Annotated in this window: 26 protein-coding genes, 1 tRNA gene and 1 pseudogene; 6 read left to right on the top strand and 22 right to left on the bottom strand. The window is 70.8% G+C overall.

The genetic code is table 11. The features are described from left to right. The first annotated feature begins 16 nt into the window (after nt 1-16). The 3 genes from EIY87_RS18780 to EIY87_RS18770 all read left to right on the top strand — a co-directional run bounded on the left by EIY87_RS18780 (nt 17) and on the right by EIY87_RS18770 (nt 2758). A complete protein-coding gene (locus EIY87_RS18780; RefSeq protein ID WP_125309621.1) occupies nt 17-829 on the top strand; it encodes a CPBP family intramembrane glutamic endopeptidase in 813 nt (270 codons plus the stop codon). Between the two features lie 40 nt (nt 830-869). Beyond that, on the top strand, nt 870-2057 hold the full coding sequence (locus EIY87_RS18775) for an arginine deiminase (protein WP_191984170.1): 1188 nt from the start codon (nt 870-872) through the stop codon (nt 2055-2057). Between the two features lie 149 nt (nt 2058-2206). After that, the gene (locus tag EIY87_RS18770; protein ID WP_191984152.1) at nt 2207-2758 is read left to right on the top strand and encodes a ferritin; all 552 of its coding nucleotides are present in this window, start codon (nt 2207-2209) and stop codon (nt 2756-2758) included. 76 nt (nt 2759-2834) lie between these two features. Here EIY87_RS18770 and EIY87_RS18765 read toward each other — a convergent pair whose 3' ends face one another. From EIY87_RS18765 to EIY87_RS18750, 4 genes are all read right to left on the bottom strand, one after another. After that, nucleotides 2835-3659, bottom strand: coding sequence for a hypothetical protein (locus EIY87_RS18765; protein WP_125309615.1), 825 nt, complete (start codon nt 3657-3659; stop codon nt 2835-2837). Further along, nucleotides 3656-4168 carry a SigE family RNA polymerase sigma factor gene (locus EIY87_RS18760; protein ID WP_125309970.1) on the bottom strand — a complete coding sequence of 171 codons (513 nt, stop codon included), beginning with the start codon at nt 4166-4168 and terminating at the stop codon, nt 3656-3658. The genes EIY87_RS18765 and EIY87_RS18760 overlap by 4 nt, the downstream gene beginning before the upstream one ends. A gap of 198 nt (nt 4169-4366) precedes the next feature. Continuing rightward, nucleotides 4367-4720: a DUF952 domain-containing protein gene (locus EIY87_RS18755; RefSeq protein WP_191984151.1), complete on the bottom strand. Its 354-nt coding sequence runs from the start codon at nt 4718-4720 to the stop codon at nt 4367-4369. Between the two features lie 103 nt (nt 4721-4823). Continuing rightward, on the bottom strand, nt 4824-5705 hold the full coding sequence (locus EIY87_RS18750; RefSeq protein WP_125309613.1) for a DUF5926 family protein: 882 nt from the start codon (nt 5703-5705) through the stop codon (nt 4824-4826). Between the two features lie 53 nt (nt 5706-5758). Between EIY87_RS18750 and EIY87_RS18745 the strand changes: the two genes are divergently transcribed. Next, a complete protein-coding gene (locus EIY87_RS18745) occupies nt 5759-6925 on the top strand; it encodes a cytochrome P450 (RefSeq protein WP_125309611.1) in 1167 nt (388 codons plus the stop codon). A gap of 290 nt (nt 6926-7215) precedes the next feature. On the opposite strand, the pseudogene mca reads toward EIY87_RS18745, so the two are convergent. Both mca and EIY87_RS18735 read right to left on the bottom strand, forming a co-directional pair. Next, nucleotides 7216-7836 (bottom strand): annotated as a pseudogene (gene mca / locus EIY87_RS18740) (mycothiol conjugate amidase Mca); the annotation flags it as partial. Further along, a complete protein-coding gene (locus EIY87_RS18735) occupies nt 7833-9188 on the bottom strand; it encodes an MDR family MFS transporter (RefSeq protein ID WP_125309609.1) in 1356 nt (451 codons plus the stop codon). The gene EIY87_RS18735 and the pseudogene mca, both read right to left, overlap by 4 nt. A 90-nt stretch (nt 9189-9278) precedes the next feature. Here EIY87_RS18735 and EIY87_RS18730 point away from each other — a divergent pair, with 90 nt between their 5' ends. Further along, on the top strand, nt 9279-9869 hold the full coding sequence (locus EIY87_RS18730) for a TetR/AcrR family transcriptional regulator (RefSeq protein ID WP_125309607.1): 591 nt from the start codon (nt 9279-9281) through the stop codon (nt 9867-9869). Here EIY87_RS18730 and EIY87_RS18725 read toward each other — a convergent pair. The 14 genes from EIY87_RS18725 to EIY87_RS18655 form a co-directional block, all read right to left on the bottom strand. Then, on the bottom strand, nt 9866-10843 hold the full coding sequence (locus tag EIY87_RS18725; RefSeq protein WP_404800054.1) for a DUF4328 domain-containing protein: 978 nt from the start codon (nt 10841-10843) through the stop codon (nt 9866-9868). The genes EIY87_RS18730 and EIY87_RS18725 overlap by 4 nt on opposite strands. Before the next feature lie 38 nt (nt 10844-10881). Beyond that, the gene (locus EIY87_RS18720; RefSeq protein ID WP_086858109.1) at nt 10882-11241 is read right to left on the bottom strand and encodes a rhodanese-like domain-containing protein; all 360 of its coding nucleotides are present in this window, start codon (nt 11239-11241) and stop codon (nt 10882-10884) included. Between the two features lie 52 nt (nt 11242-11293). After that, the gene (locus EIY87_RS18715) at nt 11294-12922 is read right to left on the bottom strand and encodes a solute symporter family protein (protein ID WP_125309603.1); all 1629 of its coding nucleotides are present in this window, start codon (nt 12920-12922) and stop codon (nt 11294-11296) included. Beyond that, nucleotides 12919-13269, bottom strand: a complete 351-nt coding sequence (locus EIY87_RS18710) for a DUF485 domain-containing protein (RefSeq protein WP_125309601.1) — start codon at nt 13267-13269, stop codon at nt 12919-12921. The genes EIY87_RS18715 and EIY87_RS18710 overlap by 4 nt, the downstream gene beginning before the upstream one ends. 116 nt (nt 13270-13385) lie before the next feature. Then, nucleotides 13386-15176: a sodium/solute symporter gene (locus EIY87_RS18705; protein WP_125309599.1), complete on the bottom strand. Its 1791-nt coding sequence runs from the start codon at nt 15174-15176 to the stop codon at nt 13386-13388. A gap of 31 nt (nt 15177-15207) precedes the next feature. Continuing rightward, the gene (locus tag EIY87_RS18700; RefSeq protein ID WP_125309597.1) at nt 15208-15738 is read right to left on the bottom strand and encodes a hypothetical protein; all 531 of its coding nucleotides are present in this window, start codon (nt 15736-15738) and stop codon (nt 15208-15210) included. Between the two features lie 13 nt (nt 15739-15751). Then, nucleotides 15752-16585 carry a LytR/AlgR family response regulator transcription factor gene (locus EIY87_RS18695; protein ID WP_163046789.1) on the bottom strand — a complete coding sequence of 278 codons (834 nt, stop codon included), beginning with the start codon at nt 16583-16585 and terminating at the stop codon, nt 15752-15754. 88 nt (nt 16586-16673) lie between these two features. Continuing rightward, nucleotides 16674-18065, bottom strand: a complete 1392-nt coding sequence (locus EIY87_RS18690; protein ID WP_125309595.1) for a glycoside hydrolase family 16 protein — start codon at nt 18063-18065, stop codon at nt 16674-16676. 414 nt (nt 18066-18479) lie between these two features. Continuing rightward, nucleotides 18480-18938 (bottom strand): hypothetical protein, encoded by a 459-nt coding sequence (locus EIY87_RS18680; protein ID WP_125309593.1) that lies wholly within the window; start codon nt 18936-18938, stop codon nt 18480-18482. Between the two features lie 43 nt (nt 18939-18981). Beyond that, a complete protein-coding gene (locus tag EIY87_RS18675) occupies nt 18982-19827 on the bottom strand; it encodes a S49 family peptidase (RefSeq protein ID WP_125309591.1) in 846 nt (281 codons plus the stop codon). Between the two features lie 20 nt (nt 19828-19847). Continuing rightward, on the bottom strand, nt 19848-21161 hold the full coding sequence (locus EIY87_RS18670) for a histidine kinase (protein WP_125309589.1): 1314 nt from the start codon (nt 21159-21161) through the stop codon (nt 19848-19850). Nucleotides 21162-21408: 247 nt separating this feature from the next. Next, entirely contained in the window at nt 21409-22269 is an 861-nt protein-coding gene (locus EIY87_RS18665) for an Fpg/Nei family DNA glycosylase (protein ID WP_125309587.1), read from the bottom strand. A 39-nt stretch (nt 22270-22308) separates the two neighbouring features. Then, complete coding sequence (locus tag EIY87_RS18660; RefSeq protein WP_086858118.1) at nt 22309-22749, bottom strand: DUF983 domain-containing protein; 441 nt, start codon at nt 22747-22749, stop codon at nt 22309-22311. A gap of 103 nt (nt 22750-22852) precedes the next feature. Then, nucleotides 22853-24376: a sigma-70 family RNA polymerase sigma factor gene (locus EIY87_RS18655; RefSeq protein WP_125309585.1), complete on the bottom strand. Its 1524-nt coding sequence runs from the start codon at nt 24374-24376 to the stop codon at nt 22853-22855. Nucleotides 24377-24563: 187 nt separating this feature from the next. Here EIY87_RS18655 and EIY87_RS18650 point away from each other — a divergent pair. Continuing rightward, nucleotides 24564-24636: transfer RNA gene (locus EIY87_RS18650), tRNA-Gly, on the top strand. 70 nt (nt 24637-24706) lie between these two features. On the opposite strand, the gene EIY87_RS18645 is transcribed toward EIY87_RS18650, so the two are convergent. Together EIY87_RS18645 and EIY87_RS18640 are read right to left on the bottom strand one after the other, a co-directional pair. Further along, nucleotides 24707-25000 (bottom strand): YiaA/YiaB family inner membrane protein, encoded by a 294-nt coding sequence (locus EIY87_RS18645; protein WP_125309583.1) that lies wholly within the window; start codon nt 24998-25000, stop codon nt 24707-24709. Nucleotides 25001-25068: 68 nt separating this feature from the next. Next, nucleotides 25069-25467 carry an immunity 7 family protein gene (locus EIY87_RS18640; protein ID WP_125309581.1) on the bottom strand — a complete coding sequence of 133 codons (399 nt, stop codon included), beginning with the start codon at nt 25465-25467 and terminating at the stop codon, nt 25069-25071. Nucleotides 25468-25479: the final 12 nt, after the last annotated feature.

Raw genomic sequence — 25479 nt, 5'->3', positions numbered from 1 at the left:
AAGGTAGCGTGCGCACATGACGTTCACCGCGCGATCGTGGCTGGCCCCGGCCCGCCCCGAGTTCCCCGGGACGATCGAAGACCCGGCGGAGCGCCGCGCGATCAAGCTCGAGCTGCTGATCGTCTTCGGCATCACGCTCGGCCTGTCCGGTGTGCGCAGCCTGCTGTCCCTTGTGGACTCGCTGCTGCAGCCGACGCCGCTGGCCCAGCAGCAGGTCCAGCTCAACGTGCCCCAGGCCGCGGCGAGCCTGATCGACCTGCTCAAGCAGCTGCTCTCGGCCGCCCAGCTGGTCGGCTGGGGCGCGCTCGGGCTGTACTTCCTGTGGCGCGCCGGGGTCAAGCTCGCGCAGGTCGGGCTGGACCGCCGCACCCCCGGTCGCGACGCACTGCTGACGCTCGCGCTCGCCGCGCTGATCGGCATCCCCGGCCTGGCGCTGTACTTCATCTCCTACCACCTGGGCTTCAGCCTGGCGGTCCAACCGTCCACTTTGAACGACACGTGGTGGCGCCCGATCACGCTGACGCTGTCGGCGTTCGGCAACGCCTTCGCCGAAGAGGTCCTGGTCGTCGGCTACCTGCTGACCCGGCTGCGGCAGCTCGGCGTCCGCGAGAACAACGCCGTGTTCGGCGCCGCCGTGCTGCGCGGGTCGTACCACCTGTACCAGGGCTTCGGCGGGTTCGTCGGCAACCTGGTCATGGGCCTGGTGTTCGGCAGGCTGTGGCAGAAGACGAACCGGCTGTGGCCGCTGGTGGCCGCGCACACGCTGTTCGACTTCGTGTCGTTCGTCGGGTATTCGCTGCTCAAAGGTCACGTTTCCTGGCTGCCGTGAATAGGATCGGGTGGTGAACGACGAAACGACACCTCCCCGGGTGGACAGCGAAGTCGGACCCCTGCGCGCGGTGCTGCTGCACCGGCCCGGCAACGAGCTCAAAAGGCTGACGCCCCGCAACAACGACCAGCTGCTGTTCGACTCGATCCCGTGGGTCGACCGGGCACAGGCCGAGCACGACGCGTTCGCCGAGGTGCTGCGCAGCCGCGGCGTCGACGTCCTGCTGCTGGCCGACGCGCTCCGCACGGCGCTGGAGGACGACCGCGCCCACGCGGCGGGCGTCCACGCGGCCGTCGACGACCGGCGGCTCGGCGGCGACCTGGCCGACTCGCTGCGGTCGCACCTCTCGAGCGCCGACGCGGCCGGCCTCGCCGAGGTGCTGATGGCCGGGATGACGTTCGAGGAGCTGCCGTCCGCGGAGGGCGCGTCGCTGGTGCGGATGATGAACCACCCGCACGACTTCGCCGTCGACCCGCTGCCGAACCTGCTGTTCACCCGCGACTCGTCGGCGTGGATCGCCGACCGGGTGGCGGTTTCGTCGCTGACCATGCCCGCGCGCCGCCGGGAAACCGCGGTGCTGGACCTGATCTACGCCTACCACCCGCACTTCCGGCACGCCGCGCGCGCGTACGGCGCGCATTCCGCGCCGATCGAGGGCGGCGACGTGATGCTGCTGGCCCCGGGCGTGCTGGCCATCGGCGTCGGCGAGCGCACGACGGCGGCCGGCGCCGAGTCCCTCGCCCGTTCGGTGTTCGCCGACGGCATCGCGCACACCGTGCTGGCGGTGCCGATCGAGCAGTCCCGCGCGACCATGCACCTGGACACGGTCTGCACGATGGTCGACGCCGACGCGGTCGTGATGTACCCGCTGGCGCGCGACTCCCTGACGGCGTTCACGCTGCGCCCGACCGGCGACGGCGGCGTGAAGGTGGCCGGGCCGGCCCCGTTCCTGGTGGCCGCGGCCGAAGCGATGGAGATCGACCGGCTGCGCGTCATCGACACCGGCCTCGACCCGGTGACCGCCGAGCGCGAGCAGTGGGACGACGGCAACAACACGCTCGCGCTGGCCCCGGGCGTCGTCGTGGGCTACGAGCGGAACGTCGAGACGAACGAGCGCCTGGAGGCGGCCGGCATCGAGGTGCTGCCGATCGCGGGTTCGGAGCTCGGTTCCGGCCGCGGCGGCCCGCGCTGCATGTCGTGCCCGATCCGCCGCGAACCGTTGCGATAAACGAAGTAAGCCTTCCCTAAATGCACACGACAATTTAGGGAAGGCTTACTTAAATTAGGTACGTCTTCTTTAGGAATGGTAACCCTAATAGGGGGTGGATCACCAGTCCCGATTGGCATTTCCGCCAATCTTGATCTATTCTGGTCTGCATGGCCCTCACCAAGAAAGAACCGCGCTCGAAGTTCTACGAACTGCTGCAGGCGCAGATCCACAACGAGTTCAACGCGTCCCAGCAGTACATCGCGCTCGCGGTGTGGTTCGACGCCGAGGACCTGCCGCAGCTGGCGAAGCACTTCTACAAGCAGTCCGTCGAAGAGCGCAACCACGCGATGGCGCTCGTGCAGTACCTGCTCGACCGCGACCACCACGTCGAAATCCCCGGCACCGGCGAAGTGCGCAACGACTTCTCGAGCGTCACCGAACTCATCGAACTGGCGCTGGAGCAGGAGAAGGAGGTCGCCGCCGACATCTCCGCGATGACGAAGGCGGCGCGGGCCGAAGAGGACTACATCGGCGAGCAGTTCACGCAGTGGTTCCTCAAGGAGCAGGTCGAAGAGATCTCCCAGATGAGCACGCTGCTGAACGTCGTCAAGCGCGCGAACGGCAACCTGTTCGAGGTGGAGAACCACCTTTACCGCGAGTCGGTCGGCGACGCCGGCGCCGACTCCCAGATGCCGCCCGTGGCCGGCGGCGCACTCTAGGACTTCGCTCCCACCACGAACGGAAGCCCGGGCCCTCCCCCTGTGGATGGCCCGGGCTTCCGCGTGCGCCGGCTGATCAGCCGGCGCAGTCCTGGTTGACGCTCATCAAGCTCGTCTGCGCGACTCCCGCCGTACCGAGCAGGAAGTGGTAGTCGGCGGTCGCGCTCGCCGGGGCGACCACGCCACCGGTCTCGTCCTTGGCCGCGGGGTAGGCGGCGAGCACCTGCTCCTTGGTGGCTCCGGCACCGACGCCTTCGGGCGTGTGCGCGACGACGTCGGGGGTCACGACGACCAGCCCGACCGCCTTCGAAATGACGACGCTCGCGGCGGCTGGGACACCGCTGCCGTCCACCTTGTAGACGGTGCAGCTCGGCCCCGCCTGCGCCTCGCTGAGCGTGACTTCCTGCGCGGCGACGTCGGCTTCGGACATGCCGAGCTTGAGCCGGCCGAAGCCGTCCGCCGCCAGCAGCGGCCCGGTCGACACGCTGGGCAGCGCCGTCGGCGGGCGCGACGTCGGCGGCCGTGGCGGCTTCGACGTCGGCGTGCCCGGCGGCACGGAAACTTCGATGCTGTGGGTCCCGGTCGGCCCGGGCGCGGACGGCTGCGGTGACCGGCCCGCCGTCAGGTTTTCCGGGGGTTTGACGCTGATGTCGGCGCCGTCGGCGGACATCACCGCGGTGCCGTCCTCGGTGTGGATCCGGACCATCGTCAGCCCGGCCGAGACGACGACCACGGCCGCGGCGACACCGGTGACGGCCTGCAGGTTCCGGCGCCGGCGACGACGTCGTCCCGCGCCCGCGACGATCGCCGCGCCCGCTTCCGGTGGCGGCGGCAGGTCCAGCCGCTCATCGGCGAACATCGCGCGCAGGCGCTGCTCCAGCTCGTCCTCGGAGATGTTCAACCCGCGTCACTCCCTTCGCCTTCGGTGCCGGTCGCCTTGAGCTTCGTCCGCAGCGACGTGATCGCCTTGCTGGCCTGGCTCTTGACGGTGCCCTGCGTGACGCCGAGGGCCCCGGCGATCTCCGCTTCCGAGAGACCTTCGTAGTAACGCAGCACCATCACGGCGCGTTGCCTCGGCGGCAACGTCCGTAACGCACGCCACAGCGGCTCGTGCTCGAACGGGTCGGCGGGCACGTGCGGCGTGGTGTCCGGCAGGTCAGCCACCAGGTTCTCGCGGCGCGTCCGGCGCCAGCGGCTGACGTGCGCGTTCGCCATCGACCGGCGGACGTAGGCCAGCGGGTCACCGGTCTTCTCGTGCACGTGGTGCCAGCGCGAGCCGATCTTCTCCAGCACGGTCTGCACCAGGTCGGCCGCGTCGTGCGGGTTGCCGGTGAGCGCGTGCCCGTACCGCAGCAGCCCCGGCAGGGTGGCCTGCACGAAGTCGCCGAAGTCGGTGAACTCGCCCGGCAACGTCGCGGCCCTCCCTCGGCCTGCGCTGGTCACCCAGGTATCTCCCCCGGTGAAGACGGGTGCCGCAGCGGTCACCGTATCGCCTCCCATCGGGGTCGGGTAGCCAGAAGCCGAGTCGCTTTCTCCCCCAACACGCATCACAGCCCCCTCAGGTTGCCTGCGTTCCCGCCCGAATCCGGGCGGTTCGAGCTGCCCACGTCAGCGGTGCGCGAGCGCGGCCGGCAGCCGGAACCCGCCGCCGTCCACCTCGCCGAACTCGTGCACGCCGACGACCGCGGCGTGCGGCAGCGGCCCGTAGACGTGGGGGAACCGGACCCCGGCCGGGTGCGGCGGCTCGCCGTCCTCCCAGCGGACCGGGACGCCGACCTTCCCCGGGTCGATCTCGAGCAGCACCAGGTCGGTGCGGCCCCGGTAGAGCGCGTTGGCCGGCAGGTGCGCCGTGCCGAAGTCGGAGCAGTGGATGAACCCGACGTCGTCCAGCGACGGCGGCCGGTACTCCCCGCCCTCGCCCACTTCGGCCCAGTCGGCCGCCCCGCAGATGTGGAGTATCACGCCGAGAATCGTCCCACCGGCACGGTCGGGCGGCGGTGTCTCGTGCGCCACAAAACCCCTGGTTGAACGCTCACGGAGTGGTCGGACACCCCGTGAGCGCCGGTCAGCGCAGGGTGAGCTGACGGCCGATGAGGCCGTCCCGTGCGCGCCGCTCGGTGGCGTTCAGCGGCTCGTCGTCGAGCGACTTGAGCGCGGTCTCGAGGCGGGCGCCGAGGGCGTCCTTCGCCTCGGCCCACTCGCGGGCGTGGGCCTCGGGGTCGAGGTCCCAGACGGGGACCAGCAGGCCGTGCGCCCGGAACGAGCCCGCGTACCGCGTGCCCTCGCCGAGCCCGAGCTCGCCGGCCGCGGACAGCCGCGCCAGCGCCTGGAGCAGCAGGTTCTCCGGCTCCGGACGCACCCAGCGCAGGTGCGCCTTCTCGCCGGCGAGGACCCAGTAGGCCCCGGCGCCGAGCCGCTCGGTGGGCATGATCGCGGCGTTCGCGCGCTCGAGCGACACCGCGACGTCCCCGGTGGCGTCGGCGTCCTCGGGCAGCCACCACGCGAAATCGGTGTGCAGCGTGACGTCGAGTTCGGCGCCCGGCGCGAGCAGGTCCTGCAGCCGGGCGTGCTCGTCGGCGGTGGGCAGCGTGGTCGTGTCCGGCACGCCGAGGACGTCGCCCTCCTTGGCGTCGAGCAGCCACTTCAGCGACCGGCCGAGGTCACGGCTGATGTCGGAGGACCGGGTCTGGACCTGCAGCCCGAGGTAGCGCTCCCCGTCCGACCGCACGAACGCGGCGGCCGCCATCGGCAGCACCGTGCCGAGCGTGACGTCCCCACCGTCGGCGAGGGTCAGCTTGGCCGTCGCGGACGGCACGAACTCGCGCAGCGCGATCAGCTCGGGCTCCGCCGCCAGCCCCTCGAACGGCTGACCGACGAAGACGTCGCGCACCTTCGGCTTGCGGTCCGACGCCTGCTTGGGACCCTTCTTGCGCGCGCCCTTGCCCACTGCTGCCTCCTCTGGCTCGGCCTGGAACGCTATCGAAGGGTTAGTCTCGCGACGTGTTCGACCCCCGCGATCCCGAGTTCCTCGAAGACCCGTACCCGGCCTTCGCCGCCCTGCGCGCCCAAGGCGACGTCCATTTCCACGAAGGCCTCGGCATGGCCATCGCGGTGTCGCACGCGGCCTCGGCGGCGGTGCTGCGCCACCGCGGGCTGGGCCGGATCTGGCAGGACGCCCAGCCGCTGGAGCGGTTCGCCTCGTTCAACCTGCTGCACCGCAATTCGCTGCTCGAGAACGAACCCCCGGCGCACACCCGCCTCCGCCGCCTGATCGCGGGCGCTTTCGGCCGCGGCCACGTCCAGCGCCTGCGCCCGATGGTCGCCGCGCTGGCCGCCGACATGGTCGACAACCTGGCCGCCGCGATCGCCGCCGACGGCAGCGCCGACCTGCTCGAGCACCTCGCCCAGCCCCTGCCGGTCGCGGTGATCGCCGAGCTGCTCGGCGTGCCGGGGTCGGACGGGCCGCGGATGGTCGAGCTGTCCAACGCCATCGTGAAGATGTACGAGTTCGGCCGCCCGGAGTCGGACCGCGACGCCGCCGAGCAGGCGTCCGCCGAGTTCGTGTCGTACGTCCGGTCGGTGGCGTCCGCCCGCGCCGCGGCACCGGGCGACGACATCATCAGCGACCTCCTGCGCAGCGAGCTGACGCCCGACGAGCTGGTGGCCACCGCGGTGCTGCTGCTGATGGCGGGCCACGAAGCGACGGTGAACGTGCTCGGCAACGGGATCACGGCGCTGCTGACGCACCGCGACCAGTGGGAGCGGCTGCTGGCCTCACCTTCCTTGCTGGATTCGTGCGTGGAGGAGCTGATCCGGTTCGACGCGCCGCTGCAGCTGTTCGAGCGGACGGCCACCGAGGACGTGTCGATTCGCGGGTATGTCGTTTCGGAGGGTCAGAAGATCGGGGCGCTGCTGGGTGCGGCGGCGCGGGATCCGGAGGTGTTCGACGAGCCGGATCGCTTGGACATCGGGCGGACGCCCAATGCGCATCTGGGGTTCGGGATGGGGATTCACTATTGCGTGGGGGCTCCGCTGGCTCGGGTGGAGATCGCTGCTGCGTTGAGTGCTTTGGTGGAGAAGGTGCCGGGGCTGCGGTTGGTGGAGGCTCCGCCGCGGCGGCCGGAGTTCGTGATTCGGGGGTTGAAGGAGCTGCGGGTCACGGTGTGAGGCGTGGCGGCTGGGCCGGGCGGCTGCGCGGGCCCGGGGCGAGCAGCGGACGACAGTTGCGCGGCCGGTGGCCGGCCGCCGCGGGGCGACGCGAGCCGGCGGGGCAGGTGTGGCCGGTGGGAGAGTCCGCGGCAGCTTGGCGGTGGGGCTGCGACCAGCCGAGCCGAATGGGGCGAGCGCGGCGGAAGCGCGGGCCAGCCGATGGCAGCGGGACTGTGGCTGCGGCCGTGGGGCGGTGGGGGCTGGGCGCGGGGGGCCACGCGGGAAGGTCGGGGCGGGGGCGGTGGTCATGGGGTGAGTTCGGCCAGGACCTCGGTCATCGGGGACTCCAGGCCGGCGGCCAGGGTGGCTTCGTGGAGGGCCAGGAACCACGCTCGGCTCAGGGTGGCCTGGTAGTACAGCTTCTGCGGCTGCCACGGGGCTCCCGTGCCCGGGTAGCGGGCAGGGTCGGCAGCCGCGGAGAAGGCTTCGACTGTCACCTCGTGGGTGCGGATGTGGTCCGGGTGGGGGTAGCCGCCCGTTTCGTCGTACGTGATCAGGACGTGGGGGCGGAACTCGCGGATCAACGCGACCAGCGGGGCCGCCGCCTCGGCCAGCGGCAGCGCCGCGAAGGAGCCTGCGGGTGGTGGGTCGCCGGCGGCGGGGAGGCCGGAGTCGGTCAGGCCGAGGAAGCGGTGGCGGACGCCGAGGATCTCCGCCGCGGCCGCCATTTCGCGGCGGCGGATCGCTGGGAGGTTCGCGCGGTTCTCCGCCGTGTCGACGGCTGGGTTCAGGATGTCGCCGCGCTCGCCGCCGGTGCACGTGGCTACCAGGACGTCGACGCCTTCGGCGGCGTAGCGGGCCAAGGTGGCCGCGCCCTTGCTGGACTCGTCGTCGGGGTGGGCGTGGACGCTCAGCAGGCGGAGGGTCATCGGGGGCTCCTCTGGGGGAAGAAGGCTGCGGGGATCAGGGTCAGGGCCGACAGCGCCAGGGCCCAGGTGAACGTCGTGCCGAACGCCGTCGGGGGCGGCGACGCGCTCAGCGCGTGGTGCAGGATCGCGGCCAGCAAGGCCGTGCCGAGGGAACCGCCGATGCGGTTGACCACGTTGAACGCGCTTGCCGCGCGGGGGATGCGAGACCGCTCCAGCGAGCCGTACAGCGTTGTCATGCCCGGGGTCGTCGCCGCGCCGAGGCCGGCGCCGCGGATCAAGAGGGACAGCGTCAGGAGCAGACCGCTCGGCTCGGAGCCGAGCTGGGTGAACGTGATCGTGCCCAGCACCGACAGCGCGATGCCGGCCAGCATCATCCGGCGGGGGCCGAAGCGAGCCAAGAGCCGGCCGCCCGCGAGCATCACCGCCGCCGAGCCCAGGGCCTGGGGTGCCAGCAGCAGGCCGGCGCGCAACGCGCTCGCCTGCTCGACCTGCTGGTAGTACAGCGGGAGCAGCAGCATCGAGCTGTACAGCGACGCCCCGAGCAGGAACGTGCTCGCGCTCGCCACCGCGAACCCGCGGTTCCGGAACAGCGTCAGGTCCAGCACCGGCGACGGCGTCCGCGACGCGTGCACGCCGTACGCCAGCAGCAGCACCACTCCCACCACCGTGGCCACCAGGACGCCCTCGGACAAGCCGTAGACGAGCGCGCCCAGCCCCGGTGACAGCAGCGCGATCCCGACGACGTCGAGCGGCGCGCGGACGCCGCCGGGCTCGGGGGCCGGGAGGAGGCGGCGGGCGAACAGGAACGTCGCCACGCCCAGCGGGACGATGCCGAAGAACATCCAGCGCCAGCCGAAGTCCGCCACCAGCGCGCCGCCGAGCATCGGGCCCAGTACCGGGGCCACCGTCGCCGGCAGGGTGATCACGCCGATCATCCGGCCCAGCGCCGGGCCCGCCGCCTGCGCGAACACCGCCTGGCCGACCGGCTGCATGAGCCCGCCGCCCAGGCCGTGGAGCACCCGGAACGCGATCAGCGCCGGAGCCGACCAGGCGAAGCCGCACAGCAGCGTGCCCGCCGTGAAGAGCGCGACCGCGGTCAGCCACACCGCGCGGCCGCCGAAGCGGTCGGTCAGCCAGCCCGACAGCGGGATCGCCACCGACGCCGCCAGCAGGTACGCGCTCGCCACCCACTGCACCGTGGTCAGCGGGCTGTCCAGGTCACGGGCGATCGAGTCGATCCCGACGGTCACGATCGTCGCGTCCAGGATCGACAGCACCGCGCCCATGATCAGGACGCCCCCGAGCCGCCACAGCGCCGCGTCGGGACGAGCCACCGCCGTTGTCACATCCACCCCCGGAAGATTAGGTCGAACCTCAGATTAGGTCCGACCCACTCACTGGGTCAAGCACAATCTTGGGTCCGACCCAGTAGGGTGACGGGCATGAGCGAGGGACTCCGTGCCCAGAAGAAGCACGAGACCAGGAAGACCATCTCGGACGTGGCCACGCGGCTGTTCATCCGCAACGGCTTCGAGGACGTGACGATCGCCGAGATCGCCACCGAGGCGCGCGTGGCCAAGATGACCGTCACGAACCACTTCCCGCGCAAGGAAGACCTGGTCTTCGACATCCGCGCGGACTTCACGGCGTGGCCGGCGTCGCTGATCCGCGACAGCGCCTTCCACGACACCCGCGAGCTCTACTTCGAGGCGCTGGGCGCCAAGCACGCACTGGTCGGCTTCTCCGGGCCGGGTTTCGTGCGGATGGTCAAGGAGAGCCCGGTCCTGACGAACGCGCTGCACGAGATGCACCGCGAGCGCGAAGAGAACCTCGCCGACCTGCTGGTCCGGCGGCACCCCGAACAGGGCCTGCCCCCGGTGCTCGCCGCGGCGCACCTCACGGCCGTGCTGCGGGTGCTCTTCCAGGAGGTCTTCGACCGGACGCTGGAGAACGGCGAAGCGATCGCCGACGAGCTGTGGCCGGTCGCCGAACAGGCCTTCGACCAGCTGGAACCGGCCTTCGGCGGCTACTAGCGGGCGGCTCCGGCCGGCCGCGCGGTCCGCAGCTCGGGCTCCGGGGCGCCGGCCACCTTGAGCACGCGCATCGAGCGCACGGCCCGTGCGTCCGAGGGCGCGAGCAGGGCCGAGAACCGCCGGACGACCAGCGCGGTCAGCACGGCGAGCGCGGCCGCGGCCAGGTCGGTCAGCGCGACCAGCACGACGCTGTCGGCCATCGACTGCACGTCGCCGCGGAAGCGCCAGACGATCGAACCGCCGAGCAACACCCAGTTCAGGAGCCAGGCGCCCCACCACACCACGACCTGGCGAGACGGCTTCGGGCGGACGTCACGCGGGCGGCTCAGCACGGCGTGCTCCAGCTCGCCGACGATCGAAAGCGCCATCGGCAGGTTCGCGATCGGCACGAGGACGCCGACGAGCACCTGCCACACCGGGCGCGGCGGGTCGTCGCCCGAGACGTCGGCGGCCGCCTGGCGAGCGACCAGCAGCCACCACAGCGACAGGCCGGCGGGCAGCAGCGCGAGGATCGAGGCCAGCAGGCCCGCGGTGAGCACGAACCCGTCGGAGAACGCCACCACCGAGCGGGACAGCGCGGCGTCCCGGCCCAGCACGAGCAGCACGTACCGCCAGATCTCCGCGCCGGCGGCGACCACGGCGAGCGCGGCGAACCCGAACAGGACGGCGACCAGGCTGCGGCTGAGCACCGGCATACGATCGATCGGGCGGATCTCGTCGGACGCCGTGCCGGGCACCGACGTCGGGCGGCGCCAGACCAGGTTCGGGAAGCCCCAGCGCGGCGGGACCGGGTACGACGGCGGGCCGTAGTACCGCTCGGGCGGCGTCACGCGGCGGCGCGGCCACGCGCCCGGCGGCGGGGTGGCCACCCAGCGCAGCTTCGGCCGGTACGCCGGACGGTGGTGGTACGGGTACGGCTCCGGCTGGGCGGCCAGCGTCCGGCCGTGCAGCTGCTGCGCCGAAGGCGGCGGCACCTGACGCGGCCAGTACCCAGGCGGAGGCGGCTGCAAGGCTAGATCACTTCGGGGTCGATGCCGGGGTGCTCGCCGACCATCGGCCGGCCTTCGCGCTGCCACGCGCCCATGCCGCCGGCGACGTTCACCGCGTCCCAGCCGCTCTGGTTGAGCCACGCGGCCGCGCGCGCGGACCGGCCGCCGCTGCGGCAGATCACGTGGATCGGCTGGTCGTCGGGCAGGTCGGTCAGCTCGCCGACGCGGGCGGGCAGCTCCCCCATCGGGATGTGCACGGCGCCGGGCGCGTGGCCGGCGGCCCACTCGTCGTCTTCGCGGACGTCGAGCAGCACGAGGCCGTCCTTGGGCAGGTCGCGGACCTCGGCGGTCGGCAGTTCAGCAGGGCTCACCACGATCTCCATGCTGCCATGCGGGGGCGTTGCCCGCGCGTGAGGTCAACGCCCCCGGCGGCGGTCAGTGCTGGACGGCCTTCTCGGCACCCGCGCCGGTCAGCGCGCGCACCTCCATCTCGGCGTACTTCTTCGCGTTGCGCTCCTTCGACAGGACCGTGCCCAGCCAGCCGAGCAGGAACGCGGCCGGGATCGAGACGAGACCCGGGTTGTCGAGCGGGAACCAGTGGAAGTCGACGCCCTGGATCATCGACGCGCTCTTGCCCGTCTTGGCGTCCACCGGCTTGCCGGAAACGGCGGGCGAGAAGACGATCAGCACGATCGTGACGAACAGGCCGCCGTAGATCGACCAGAGCGCACCCTGGGTGTTGAACCGCTTCCAGAACAGCGAGTACAGGATCGTCGGCAGGTTCGCCGACGCCGCCACGGCGAACGCGAGCGCCACCAGGAACGCCACGTTCTGGCTCTTCGCGAGGATGCCGCCCGCGATGGCCAGCGCACCGATCACCAGCGCGGTGATCCGGGCGACCTTCACCTCGCCGCCGGTCGAGATCTGGCCCTTCTTGATCACGTTGGCGTAGACGTCGTGCGCGAAGGACGCCGACGCCGTGATCGTCAGGCCCGCCACCACCGCGAGGATCGTCGCGAACGCGACCGCGGAGATGAACCCGAGCAGCACCGGCCCGCCCAGTTCCAGCGCGAGCAGCGGGGCCGCCGAGTTCGTCGTGCCGGGCGCCTTCGAGATCTTCTCCGGCCCGACGAGCGCACCCGCGCCGTAGCCGAGCACCAGCGTGAACAGGTAGAACACGCCGATCAGCACGATCGCCCAGACCACCGAGCGACGCGCGTCGCGGGCGGTCGGCACCGTGTAGAAGCGCATCAGGACGTGCGGCAGGCCCGCCGTGCCGAGGACCAGCGCGATGCCCAGCGACAGGAAGTCGAGCTTGGTCGTGCCCGTCTTGCCGTACTGCTTGCCCGGGTCGAGCAGCGCCGCGCCGCTCTTGCCGCCCTTGTCGACGGCGGCCTGGAACAGGTCCGACAGGTTGAAGCCGTACTTGCCGAGCACCCACAGCGTCATCGCGAAGGCACCGACGATCAGCAGCGCCGCCTTGATGATCTGCACCCAGGTGGTGCCCTTCATGCCGCCGATCAGCACGTACAGGATCATGATCACGCCGACGACGGCGATCACGACGTCCTGCCCCGCTTCGCCTTCGATACCCAGCAGCAGGTTGACCAGGCCGCCGGCGCCCGCCATCTGCGCCAAGAGGTAGAAGAACGAGACCGCCAGCGTCGAAACGGCGGCCGCCGCGCGCACCGGCGTCTGCTTCATGCGGAACGCGAGCACGTCGCCCATCGTGAACTTGCCGGTGTTGCGCAGCAGTTCCGCGACCAGCAGCAAGGCGACGAGCCACGCCACGAGGAAGCCGATCGAATAGAGGAAGCCGTCGTAGCCGTTGATCGCGATCGCGCCCGCGATGCCGAGGAACGACGCCGCCGAAAGGTAGTCGCCGGAAATGGCGATGCCGTTCTGCGGACCGGTGAACGCGCGCCCGGCGGCGTAGTAGTCCGACGCGGTCTTCGTGTTCCGGCTGGCCCGGAACACGATCACCAGCGTGATCGCGACGAAGACCAGGAAGATGATGATGTTGAGGGTGGAGTTGCTGCCCTCCACGCCCGCCGCGAGGTTCATCGGCGCGGTTCCCCTTCGATTTCGGCGCGGATCCCGTCGGCGACCGGGTCGAGCTTCCGGTTGGCGTAGCGCACGTACAAGCCCGTGATGACGAACGTCGAGACGAACTGCAGCAGGCCGAAGACCAGGCCGACGGTGATGTTCCCGACCAGCTTGGTGCTCATGAAGCCGTGCGCGTAGTCCGCGAGGAGCACGTACAGCAGGTACCAGAGCAGGAACAGCGCGGTCATCGGGAACACGAACACCCGCAGCCGTCGGCGCAGGTCCGTGAATTCGGGACTTCCCTGGATCCTCTCCCAGTCGGTCTGCGGCTCCGCGCCACCGACGTCTTGCTCGGTGCTGCTCACGGCGAATCCCCACTTTCCCGTATTTGGTATCGGTAGAAACCAACGGAACGTATGGGGCTATCGTGTAGTTCGTAATCCCTCGATCGGGTATTACTTTATTACTCGCTGTCAGCGCTTTACTTGCGGTGCCGGCCTCGACCGGCGATTCGCGTCTTTTCTTCGGCTTGTCCGAATCTGGCGACCGCCCGATCCCGCATGAAACCGAGCGGATCGGGCGCGTGCAGCCGCAGCATGATGTCGTGGACGTGCTCCGGGCGGCCGTAGCCGGTCGCGCGGCTGACGAAGTAGGTCGTGACGAACGCGGCAGGCACCGTGATCAGCGCGGGCTGGTTGACGAACCAGGGCGCCCAGCCGCCGCTGTAGCCGCTCACGACGTTGACGACGAGCGCGGCCAGCACCAGGCCGCCGCCGACGAACATCCCGGCCAGCGCGCCGGGCCAGGACAGCTTGCGCCACCAGATGCCCAGCACCAGCAGCGGGCTGAAGGTCGACGCCGCGAGCGCGAACGTCAGCCCGATCGACAGCGAGATGTCCTCCGGCCGCAGCGCGACCGCCAGCCCGATCGGGAACAGCGCGACCAGCCCGGTCGCCACGCGGAAGTCCCGCACCCGGCCGGGCAGCAGGTCGGTCGACACCACCCCGGCGACGCTCACCAGCAGCCCGGACGTGCTGGAGAGGAACGCGGCGAACGCGCCGGCCGCGGTGACCGCGCCGAGGATCTGCCCGCCGACCCCCGGCAGGATCGCCGAGGGCAGCCGCAGGATCGCCGCGTCCGTCTTGCCGGTGACGAGCAGCTCCGGGACGTACATCCGGGACAGCGCGCCCAGCAGCGTCGGGAACAGGTAGAACAGGCCCAGCAGCAGCAGGACGTGCACGGTGGTGCGGCGCGCGGCCTTGCCGTCGGGGTTGGTGTAGAAGCGGACCAGCACGTGCGGCAGGCCCATCGTGCCCAGGAACGTCGCGAACATCAGCGAGTACGTCTGGAGCAGGTCGGTGAGGCTGCCCGACGCCGGGTGCAGCCAGTTCGCGTTCTCGGCCACCGAATCGCTGACCACCGGCACCGGCGTGCCGGCCAGGAACTTCAGCTTGGTGCCTTCGGCGACCGTGTGCGGGGCCAGCGGGGTCCAGTGCGTCGGCCCGGCGGCCGGGCCGTTGTCGGTGCGGCCGTAGGCGTACAGGAAGGTGTCCGACGTGACGTGCAGCGTGACGTCGGTCTGCACGTCGACCGTGGTGTCGCTGGTGAACACCGGCGGCGCGGCCGCGCCGAGCGGGCGGAAGCCGTCCGGGCCGCCACCGGCGAAGAAGACCATGCACAGCACGAACGCGGGCACGGCGATGGCGAACAGCTTGAGCCAGTACTGGAAGGCCTGGACCACGGTGATCGCACGCATGCCGCCGGCGATCACGTTGAACGCCACCACGACCATCACCGCGATCGCGCCGGTCCAGACCGGCACCGGGAGGATCGTCGCCAGCGTCAGGCCGGCGCCCTGCAGCTGCGGGACCATGTAGAGGATCCCGATGAACACGACGAACGCCGTCGAGAACCGGCGCAAGCCCTTCGAGCCGAGCCGCATTTCGACGAAGTCCGGCAGCGTGTACGCGCCGGAGCGCCGCAGCGGCGCCGCGACGAAGAGCATCAGGGCGAGGTACCCCGCGGTGAAGCCGATCGGGAACCACAGCGCGTCGGCGCCGTCCTTGAGCACGATCCCGGCGATGCCGAGGAACGACGCCGCCGACAGGTACTCCCCGGAGATCGCGGCGGCGTTGCGGCGGGAGCGCACGGTGCGGCGGGCGACCAGGAAGTCGTGCGTGCTCGTGGCGGACCGCGCGGAGCGGTGACCGATGAAGAACGTCACCACGGCGACCAGCACGATGCCGGTCAACGCCCACGGGTTCAGCTGCACGGGGGGAATCCTCGCACGACTCGGTGCGGAACTAGTTCTCGATCATGTCCACGAACGCGCGTTCGTTGCGTTCGGCCAGGCGGTTGTACCAGATCCCGATGCCGAACAGGAACGGGAACGGCAGCACGCCGAGGATCAGCCACGCCACCGGGATGCCGCCGAGACTGGCCCGGGAGAAGCCCGGAACCAGGTAGAACAGCACCGGCAGCGAGCCGAACACGACGACGACCAGCAAGGCCAGCAGGACCGCCGTCCGCAGCTGCACCTTCACCAGGTGGTCGCGGACGAGCAGCTTCCCCCAGCTGGTCTGCTCTTCCAGCTCGACGCGGGCGCGCAGGGTGCCGCCCACCCGGCGCGGGTCGGCGAGGATCACCCGCTCCCGCTTGGGTTTCGCGTGGTGCTCCGGCTTCGGCGGCTTCTCCGGCTCCGGCGCGGGCGGCAGCGATTCGACGACGGCCCGGTCGGTCGGCTGCGGCAACGGCCGCTGGCGGGCGCGCCTGCCGAGCGTCGGATCCGGTTCGCGGACGCCGTTCGCGCGGCGCTCGTAGAAGTCGTCGGTCATGACCGGTCCCGGGTCAGCCGTTCCGGCCCGAACCGACCAGCCGGTCCTTCAGCGCGCGGGTGTGCCGCCGGCTCACCGGGAGCACCTTCTCCTCGTTGCCGATCACGACCTGGTAGCCGCCCTGGCCCATGCGCAGCTCGGTGATCAGCGGCAGCGCGACGAGGAACGACCGGTGGATCCGGACGAAACCGGCCTTCTCCCAGCGCTCCTCGAGCTGCGCCAGCGGGATGCGGACCAGGTGGCTGCCTTCGGTGGTGAACAGCCGCGCGTAGTCGCCCTGCGCCTCGACCCAGCGGACCGAGGAGCGCGGGATGAGCTTGGTGGTGCCGGCCAGCTCGACCGGGATGACCTCGTCGTCGTTCTTCACCGGCTCGCCGCCCAGCGCGCCGGGCGGGGGCGCCGCCGCGGAGGCCAGCTTGTCGATCACGCGCGTGATCGCGCGGTCGAGGCGGTCCTGCTGGTACGGCTTGAGGACGTAGTCGAGCGCGCCGAGGTCGAACGCGTTGACCGCCTCTTCGGCGTGCCCGGTGACGAACACCAGCGCGGGCGACGGCCGGAGCGCGGCGAACACGCGCGACATCTCCATGCCGGACAGGCCGGGCATGTCGATGTCCGCGAAGACGGCGTCGACGATCGGCAGGCCGCGGTCCTTGCGCTCGCGCAGCCGCGGGTCGTCGGTGGACAGCAACCGAAGCGCCTCGGAGGCGTCGATCGCCGGGAACACCTTCGCCACGTGCGGGCTGTTGCGCAGGCAGTGGACGAGTTCGTCAAGACCGTTCGGCTCGTCGTCCACAGCCAGGACCACGAGTTTCCGGGTGTCATCGTGAGCACTCACAGTGAAACGCATCCTGCCCATTGCCGAGTGCAATGTCCAGCCCCCGTCTGCCTGAAGTGGGGAGACCCGCGGACGGCCCGGCCGCCCGCGGGTCCCTGTCTCAATGCACGAACGTGAACCAGTTGAGGTTCACGAAGTCCGCGGGCTGGCCGCTCGTGAACGTCAGGTAGACGTTGTGCACGCCGGTGACCGCGCTGATGTTGGCCGGCACGGTCCGCCAGCTCTGCCAGCCGCCCGTGTTGGCGACGGCGAAGCTGCCGATGGGCGCGTTGGACCGGCTGTCGAGCCGCACCTCGACGAGCCCGCTCACGCCGGCCGCCGCCCCGGACGCGACGCGGGCCTGGAAGTTGGTCGCCGCGCTGCTGCCGAAGTCGACGTTCGGGTAGAGCGCCCAGTCGCCGTTGCCCACCGCGCCGATGTTCCGGCCGCCGCCGGAGTCCGTGGTGGCCTCGGTGATCACGCCGGACTGCTGGCTGAAGGACTCGGCCTGGATGGTGCTGTACGCGCTGCTCCCGCCGGTGGGCGGAGTCGTCGTGGTCGGCGGGGTCGTCGTGCCGCCACCGGTTCCGCCGCGGGTGGTGACGGTGACGTAGTCGACGACCATCGGGTGGCCGGGCACGATCCCCGGTCCGGGCGTGGTGGTGCCGGAGTTGTTGTTCGGGAACGCGCCACCGATGGCGACGTTCAGCAACACGAAGTAGCCCTGGTGGGTGGTCATGTTCGCCCAGGTTGTGGCATCGACCTGGTTCTGGCTCACCGAGTGGAACTGCTGGCCGTCGACGAACCAGCGGAACACCTGCGGGCTGGTGCTCGCGTCCCATTCGAAGCGGTAGGTGTGGAAGGCCGACTGGCAGCTGCTGCCGGGGCACGCGCGGTTGGCGGGCAGGCCGGTCGTCTCGTTGCACGGGCCGCCGGGGTTGACGCCGCAGTGCAGCACGCCCCAGACGGAGTTGATCCCGTTGACATTCTCCATGATGTCGAACTCGCCGATGGCGGGCCAGTTCCACCAGTTGCCGCGGTAGGGGCCGCCGAGCGCCCAGAACGCGGGCCAGTACCCGAGCGCGGCGGCGCCGGTGACGTTCGGCATCTGGATCCGGCTTTCGATCCGCATGACCCCGCCCGCCGGCGGCTTGAAGTTCGCGCGCTGGGTTTCGATCCGCGCCGACGTCCAGTTGCCGGACCCGTCGCGCAACGGCGTGATGCGGAGGTTGCCGACGCCGTCCTGCGAGACGTTGCCGGTGCTCGACGTGTAGTTCTGGATCTCGCCGGTGCCCCAGTTGCCGGGCCCGCCGGGGTAGCTGTGGCCGGTGTCGATGATCCAGTTGGCGCTCGAGGGCAGGGTGTTCGCGCCGCCGGTGAAGTCGTCGGCGAAGACGGTCGTCCAGCCCGATTCGGGCGGCGGGATCGACGCTTCGGCGTTCAGCGTGAGGGGCACGGTGATCAGCGCGGCGCCGACGACGGCACCGATGGCGAGTCTTCGGGAGTGGGGCATCGGGTACGACCTCCTTGTCGTCCGGATTTGTTGCCGATCGCAACAAAGCCCGTCGACTAGGAGACCTGACGCCTCAGTGCGGGGCCAGAGGCGTTACCGGGGAAGGGTGATGTGGGTCACAAAGTTTGCCCGGAAGTGCTCAAACCGGACAGCTGTCACTCGGTGTTCTTCGGGTGGCCCGTGCTCGCCAAGACCACCCAGACGACGCGCCTGCCGGAGCCGATGCTGCCGCCCTGGGTTTTCCGGAGCAGTCGGCCGTTCAGTCAGGACGATCCACGCTTCCCAGGTGTTCGACCTCGCAGCCTGGCACAAGGCTTCCCAACCCTTTGCTGCCTCGGAAGTCGCGAAGCGCGCCTCCCAGCCACCGGGTCGCGCGGGCGGCGCGACGCGGTCACCGCGTTTCGCAGGCATCGCTCAGCCGTCCGTAGGACCCGGCACCGGACCGAAGTCCTCGTCGATCGGACCGCTGAGCTTGCCTGCGAGTGCCGGATCAGCGTGGATGGCCGCGGTGCTGCGCCACTCCGTGATCGTCTGGGCGAGAACGGACCACTGCCCCAGCTCCGCGGAAGCCTGAAACGCGCGTGCGAAGTCGTGGACGAACTGCGCCTGCTCCGCCTTCGGCAGGACGTCCACCCAGGGGAACTCGTCAAGAAGGGCCGCCGCCGCGACGTCGTGTGGCAGGTGAGCCAGCACATTGCGCAGCGCACGCGCCGCGGCCACCGATCCTTCCGACGCCGAGTTCGCCCTGTCTTCCCTGGTCAACAGCAGGGCAGCACCGTCGCGGCGACGTACCCGGACGTCGCCCTCGTCAGCGAGCGCAGCGACGCTTTTGGGATCGCGCTGCAACTCGCTCCACTGCACTTCGGTGGCCATGGCACTATTCTGAACTTTTTCAGAAGTCTGCGCAAGTCACTCGTCAGAGGCCGAAGCGGGACCACGCCGCCTTCTGCGTGACCGCCTCCAGCACCGCCGAAGCCGCTGCTGGGGCGCCGACTCCGAGACGGGCCAGGAGGGGGCGCTTGGGCTCGGCCACCGAGATCTCCGCGTCCGGGAAGCGCTCGGTGACGATCTGGCGGAGGCTGCCGAGGCCGTCGACCAGGCCCAGTTCCTGCGCCTTCGCGCCGAGCCAGACGTCGCCGGTGAAGAGGTCCTCCGCGTCGCTCAGGCGGTCGCCGCGGCGTTCCTTGACCCAGCTGACGAACAGGTCGTGGAGCTGGGTGTGCATCTTCTTCAGCCACTCGACGTCTTCCGGCTTCTCCGGCGAGAACGGGTCGAGGCGCGACTTGTTGGCGCCCGCGGTGTGCAGGCGGCGCTCGATGCCGAAGCGTTCCAGCAGGCCCGTGAAGCCGAAGCCGCCGCTGATCACGCCGATCGAGCCGACCATGGAGGTGCGGTGGGCGTAGATCTCGTCGGCCGCGCAGGCCAGCCAGTATCCGCCGGACGCGGCGACGTCTTCGCAGAACGCCAGTACCGGCACCTTCTTCTCGTCTGCCAGCTGGCGGATGCGCTCGGCGACCAGCCCGGACTGCGTCGGCGCGCCACCGGGCGAGTTCACCAGCAGCGCGACCGCCTTCAGCCGCTCGTGGCCGAACGCCCTGGTCAGGGCCGATTCGACCGCGCTCAGGTTGATCGCGCCCCTGGCCAGCGGGGACGGCGACGGCGTGATCACGCCGTGCAGCTTGACCACGGCCACGACGTCCTTGCGCTCGACCCGGTCGGCGAGCACCGGGATCCGCGAAGCCAGCTTGTCCGTAACGCTCATGAAGCCAGGCTAGCCGGGACTCAGCCCATGGGGAGGATGCCGGAGCGCGAACCGTTCACCCCGGACACGTCGGCGCCGTTCAGCTGGGCCGGCCCGCTCTGCGCCGGGACGTCGGCCTCCTCGGAGCTGTAGTCCGGCATGTTCGGGCGGACGCCCGGGACGAACTTCGGCACCCGCAGCGTCACCTTCATGCCGGCGCCGGGCGCGGTCTCGACCATCACCGCGTAGTCGTTGCCGAACACCTGCTGCATGCGCTGGCTGATGTTGCCGAGCCCGACGTGCGCGCCGGTGCTGTGCGCGTTCTTGACGTCGTTGAGCCGCCGCGGGTCCATGCCGATCCCGTCGTCCTCGACGCTGATCAGCGCCTCGGCGCCGTGGTCCTGCGCGATCACCGTGACGCAGCCGCCGCTGGGCTTGCTGGCCAGTCCGTGCTTGACCGCGTTCTCCACCAGCGGCTGGATGATCAGGAACGGCACGACGACGCTGAGCACCTCGGGCGCGATCTTCATCCGCACCTCGAGCCGGCCGCCGAAGCGGGCGTTCTCGATGGTCAGGTAGCGGTCGATGTTGCGCAGCTCCTCGGCGAGCGAGGTGAACATGCCCGACGAACGGAACGAGTAGCGCGTGAAGTCGGCGAAGTCCTGAAGCAGCTCTCGCGCCTCTTCGGGGTCCGTGCGGATCAGCGCGGAGATCGTGTTCAGCGCGTTGTAGACGAAGTGCGGCGAGATCTGCGCGCGCAGCGCCTTGATCTCCGCCTGCTGGAGCTGCTGCTTCGACTCGTCGAGCCGGGACAGCTCGAACTGCGTGCAGACGAACTGCGCGACCGCGTCGGCCATCTGCACCAGGCGCCCGCGGGTCCGGCCGACGACGATCAGCGCCGCCTCGGTCTCGCCCTCGACCAGCAGCGGCACGATGACCGCCGTCTTCATCCGGCAGGTGCCGCGGTGGTTGCACGGCATCCGGTCGTGGGCCACGACCTCGCGGCGGTGCTTGCGGATGGCCGCGCCGATCGCGTCGACGAGGTCGACGTAGTGCTCGTTCGCCTCCCCGTCCCAGGACAGCAGCGTGCCTTCGCAGTCGGTGATGCCGACGGCCACGCAGTCGAGCATCTGCAGCAGCTGCGTGGTGATCTTGTCGGCGGCGTCTTCGTCCAGGCCGGAGCGGAGGTTCGGCGCCGCCTTCGACATCCGGTGCACGGCCTGCAGCATGGCGTCTTCCACCACGCTGGCCGGCTTGCGCTGTTTCACGAGCAGCACGATCACCACGACGAGGAGGACTGCCGCGACACCCCAGGGAATGATCTGCGCAAGCGGAAACCCGGACACGGCGTCCATGCTCTGCGCTCGACCAACCGGGTGCAAGGCCTGTTCCCACTTTCTGTCCAACTGTGCTGACCGAGGGTTGATACGACCCTACCGAGAGTCGGATCCAGGCCCTCATGGTCACTGTCCGCAACACGCGGGAGGCGTCGCCTGTTCCACCCCTTCCGGCGAAAGCAGCAGGAAGGACGCGGTTTCGCCGCCGACGACCCCGCGCTCGGCGACGCGCGGCGCAGCACCTGCGGCCGAACGGGCGAATCTGCTACTTGAGGAGCCGCGACATGCGGCGGTCGGCGAGCGGCTTGCCGCCGGTCTGGCAGGTCGGGCAGTACTGGAACGACTTGTCGGCGAAGGAGATCTCGCGGATCGTGTCGCCGCAGACCGGGCAGGGCAGGCCGGTGCGGGCGTGGACCCGCAGGCCTGAGCGCTTCTCGCCCTTCAGCCGCGCGGCTTTCTGGCCGACCGAGCGGTTGACGGCGTCGGACTCGATTTCGACGATCGCCTCGGCGAGGGTTTCCAGTGCGCCGTCGTCGAGCTTGCCGATCGTCGCGTACGGCGAGAGCTTCGCGCGGTGCATGATCTCGTCGGAGTACGCGTTGCCGATCCCGGCGATGAGCGACTGGTCGGTGAGCGCCCACTTCAAGCGGGTGTTCTTGCCCGCGAACAGCTCACGCAGCTGGGTCGCGTCCAGCGAGAGGGCGTCCGGGCCGAGGCGTGCCACGCTCGCGATCTCCTGCGGGTCCTTGACGATCCACACCGCGAGGCCCTTCTTCGTGCCCGCTTCGGTGAGGTCGAACCCGGGCCCGGTCGCGGACTCGAGGTGCACGCGCAGCGAGATCGGGCCCTTGCCGGGCTTCAGCGGCGCCGCGGCGAGGCCGTCGGACCAGCGCAGCCAGCCCGCGCGCGCCAGGTGGACGACCAGGTGCAGGTCGCCGGCGACGACGTCGAGGTGCTTGCCGTGCCGGGTCGCGCCGGTGATCTCGCGGCCGTGCATTTCGGTCCACGGCGGGGTCGCCGTCTTCAGCACGCTCAGCGATGCGACATCGATGCGGAAGATCGTCTGGCCGACCGCGTTCTCGCGCAGGTGGTGGGCCAGCGCTTCGACCTCGGGTAGCTCGGGCATGTCCCCAGTTTCACCCCTTCGGCCGAATTCCGGTACTGGCTATTCGACCGGGTGCAGCGGCCCGTCGAAGTCCGGCAGCGAGTGCCGCTGGATGGTCTTGGAGATCTTCTTGACCTCGCCCTGCACGGTGAACATGCCGCGGATGGTGCCGACCCAGCGCTCGGACGGCCGGTCGCCGGTCACGTCGCCCTCGGTCTCCGCGACGACCGTCCACGGCCGGCGCAGGATCCACCGCAGGGGGAAGAACAGGATCACGAGCAGCAGCGCGAGCAGCACCCACGCGGGGATGTTGACCTGGTCCGGCGTCCACACGACGAGGATGACGGCCAGCAGCGCGGTCACCACGATCATCGCGATGCCGGGGCCGTAACTGCCCGCGACGTCGTGCTCGAAGTCGTCGGCCGTCGCCGGCGCACGCCATTCCATCTGGGCACGGACCACCCAGTCGCGGCCGTCTTCGCCGCGCACCAGCCGGTTCATTCAGTTGCCTCCAGGGCCGCCCGCAGGGTGAGCAGCACAACGGTACCGTGCGCGGCCGCGAACGCGCGAGGGAGGAATCGGACATCCCACCCGGCGAAGTGGATCACCGCTGTTCGGAGCCGGTCGGCGCCGGTTCGGCGGATTCGCTCGAACCAGTGACTTCGGACGTGCTGCTCGGGCACGGTTTCCCGGACGTCGGCGTGACCGTCGTCGTCGGTTCGGTCGTGCTGGTGTCCGTCGGCCTGCCCTTCGCCTCCGTCGACCCGTCGGTCGGCGACAGCTCGGGTGCGTCGGCGCTTTCCGGCGAGTCGCTCGACTCGGTGGTCATCGTCAGGTTCGGGGTCGTCGTCGTGTCGAGCCGCGGCGACGTCGCCGGGTGGTCGGGCGTGCTGAACGTCGAGGACGTGAGGTCTTCGCGCGGGGTTACGCCGTCGCCGCCGGTGCTGCCGCCCACCTCCCCGGCCGGGACGTCGCCCGCGGGGACGTGCGGCACCTCGTGCGCGCCGAGCTGCCCGGTGCCGGCGGCACGCGGCCGGATCGGCACCGCGACCCCGGTGCCGCGGCCGTTGAGCACGCCGATGCCGATCCGGGGATCGGGCTGCGGCTGCGGCGGCGGCTCGTGGTGCGTCTCGGTCGGCGGCACCACCACCAGCTCCGGCGCGCCGCCGGTCAGCCCGACGTCCTGGACCGGCGTCGGCCCGAACAGCACCGGACCGGCCGCGACCCCGACCGCGCCCACGGCGGCGGTCGACGCCAGCGCGAGCCCGATCTTGACCTTCGACCCGACCAGGACACCCTTGATCGTCGTGCCGAGCCCGGCCAGCACCCCGCTGCCGCCGAGCGACGCGGCCGCGGGCACGAGCAGCACCAGCACGCCGGCGTGCGCGCGCAGCGACGAACAGACGTCGCGGAGCTCGTCCTGGGTGGCGCGGCACGACGCGCAGCCGTGCAGGTGCGCCTTGATCCGCTCGGCCTCGGCACCGGTGACGCTGCCCGCGGTGAACCCGCCGAGCTTTTCGACGACCGCGCGGCACGAGTCCGGCCCGCGGTTCACCGAAAGGTGGGCCTGCAGGTACGCCGCGCGCAGCCCCTGGCGCGCCCGGCGGGCCAGCGCCGCGGTGGCGTTCGCGCTCAGCCCGAAGTGCGGCGCGACCATCGCGGGCTGCTCGCCCTCGACCTCGGTCTGCCACAGCACCGTCCGCCAGCGCTCCGGCAGGCTGGTGAACGCGGTGGTGATCAGCGTGTGCTCCGCGGTGCGGGCGTGCGTGTCGGCACCCGCGCCGGCGCGGAAGGTGAGTTCGTCGTCGGAGACCGGGACGTCCCGGCGGGCGCCGTGCCACTCCCACGAAACGCGGCGGGCGACGGTGAGCAGGTAGGCGCGGACGTAGTCGCGGGGGCCGGCGCCGCGGCGGAGGGCCTGCAGCACGCGGAAGAAGGTCTCCGCGGTGATGTCCTCGGCCTCGGACCGGTCGGCGGCCAGGCTCTGCGCGAGCCGGCGCACGGCGGCGGCGTGCAGCTCGAACAGCTCCCCGAACGCGGCGTCTTCGCCGTTGCGGAGCCGTTGCAGCAGTGCCTGCTCGTCGGATTCCGAGGCCGCTGGTGGCGGCACCGTGCCCAGCTCGGTCATCCGGCCCGGCACCTCCTCCCCGAAGGTCTCCCCATTCGGTCGAATGGGGACACCATACGGAGGGAATCAGCCGTCGTCACCCCTTGTACGCCAGCTGTGACACCGAAGCACCGGGTCAGGGCATGGGGGGACCCGGCGTTCGGCCCACTCGGGGGAGGGTATAGAGTCTTCCCATCAGCAAGGCAGTGCGGATGTAGCGCAGCTGGTAGCGCATCACCTTGCCAAGGTGAGGGTCGCGGGTTCGAATCCCGTCATCCGCTCAAGATCGAAGGCCGCTTCCCGGTTCGTCCGGGAGGCGGCCTTCAGTCTTTCGAGAGCGCGTGATCGCTGTCACACCGCGTGGGTCTGGTAGGGGTCGTGCTCGGCGAGGAGCTTCTCGAGCCGGGCTTGGTCGACGCGGGAGACCACCGAGGTCTCGTCCTGTCTGTCCCGGACGCACTTGGCGAGCGTGAACGTCGAGGTGACCAGGTAGAGCATGCCGAGGGCGAGGAAGCCGCGGACCCAGCCGTCGACCGGGAGGTACGCGATGCCGCCGGTGACCGCGGCGAGCGCCAGGCCGAACGAAAGCGCCGCCTGGACGTAGAAGGCCGTCGTGGTGGGGGACGTGGTGCCGGATTTGGTCATGTGACCACGGTCTCGTCCGGCGGCCGCGGCGTCTTGAGCAGTTCTACTCAGGCGCGGTTGCGAAGTGGCTACAGCTCGTAGACGTCCAGGACCGTCGGGGCGACCGGCGTCAGGTGCGGGTCTTCGCGTTCGGTCACCTGGCCGCGGGCCATCCGGTAGACGCGGAACTCGTTGTCGTGCTCGGTGTCCTGGTCGTCCCAGACGTGGAGCAGGCCGTACGAGCCCGCCGCCAGTTCGCCGACCCGGGTGAAGAGGTCGAGCAGTTCCAGGCCGCGGCCGCCGTGCTTGTCGAAGCCCGCGATGTGGAGCATCGGCATGCCGCCGCTCCAGCGGAGGTCGATCAGGTCGAAGTCGCCGGCGTCGCGGATCGCGCGGTGGACGCGGTCGACCAGTCGCTCCAGGAGGGCCGCGTCGTCGTCGCCGCTCGCGGTCGCCTGGATGGTCACCCAGCCGTGGAATTCGAACACCCGCAGAACGGT

The organism is Amycolatopsis eburnea, assembly GCF_003937945.1.
Classification (GTDB): Bacteria; Actinomycetota; Actinomycetes; order Mycobacteriales; family Pseudonocardiaceae; genus Amycolatopsis; species Amycolatopsis eburnea.
The sequence above is the reverse complement of the archived record's forward strand: the minus strand, read 5'-3'. Positions and strand labels throughout refer to the sequence as shown.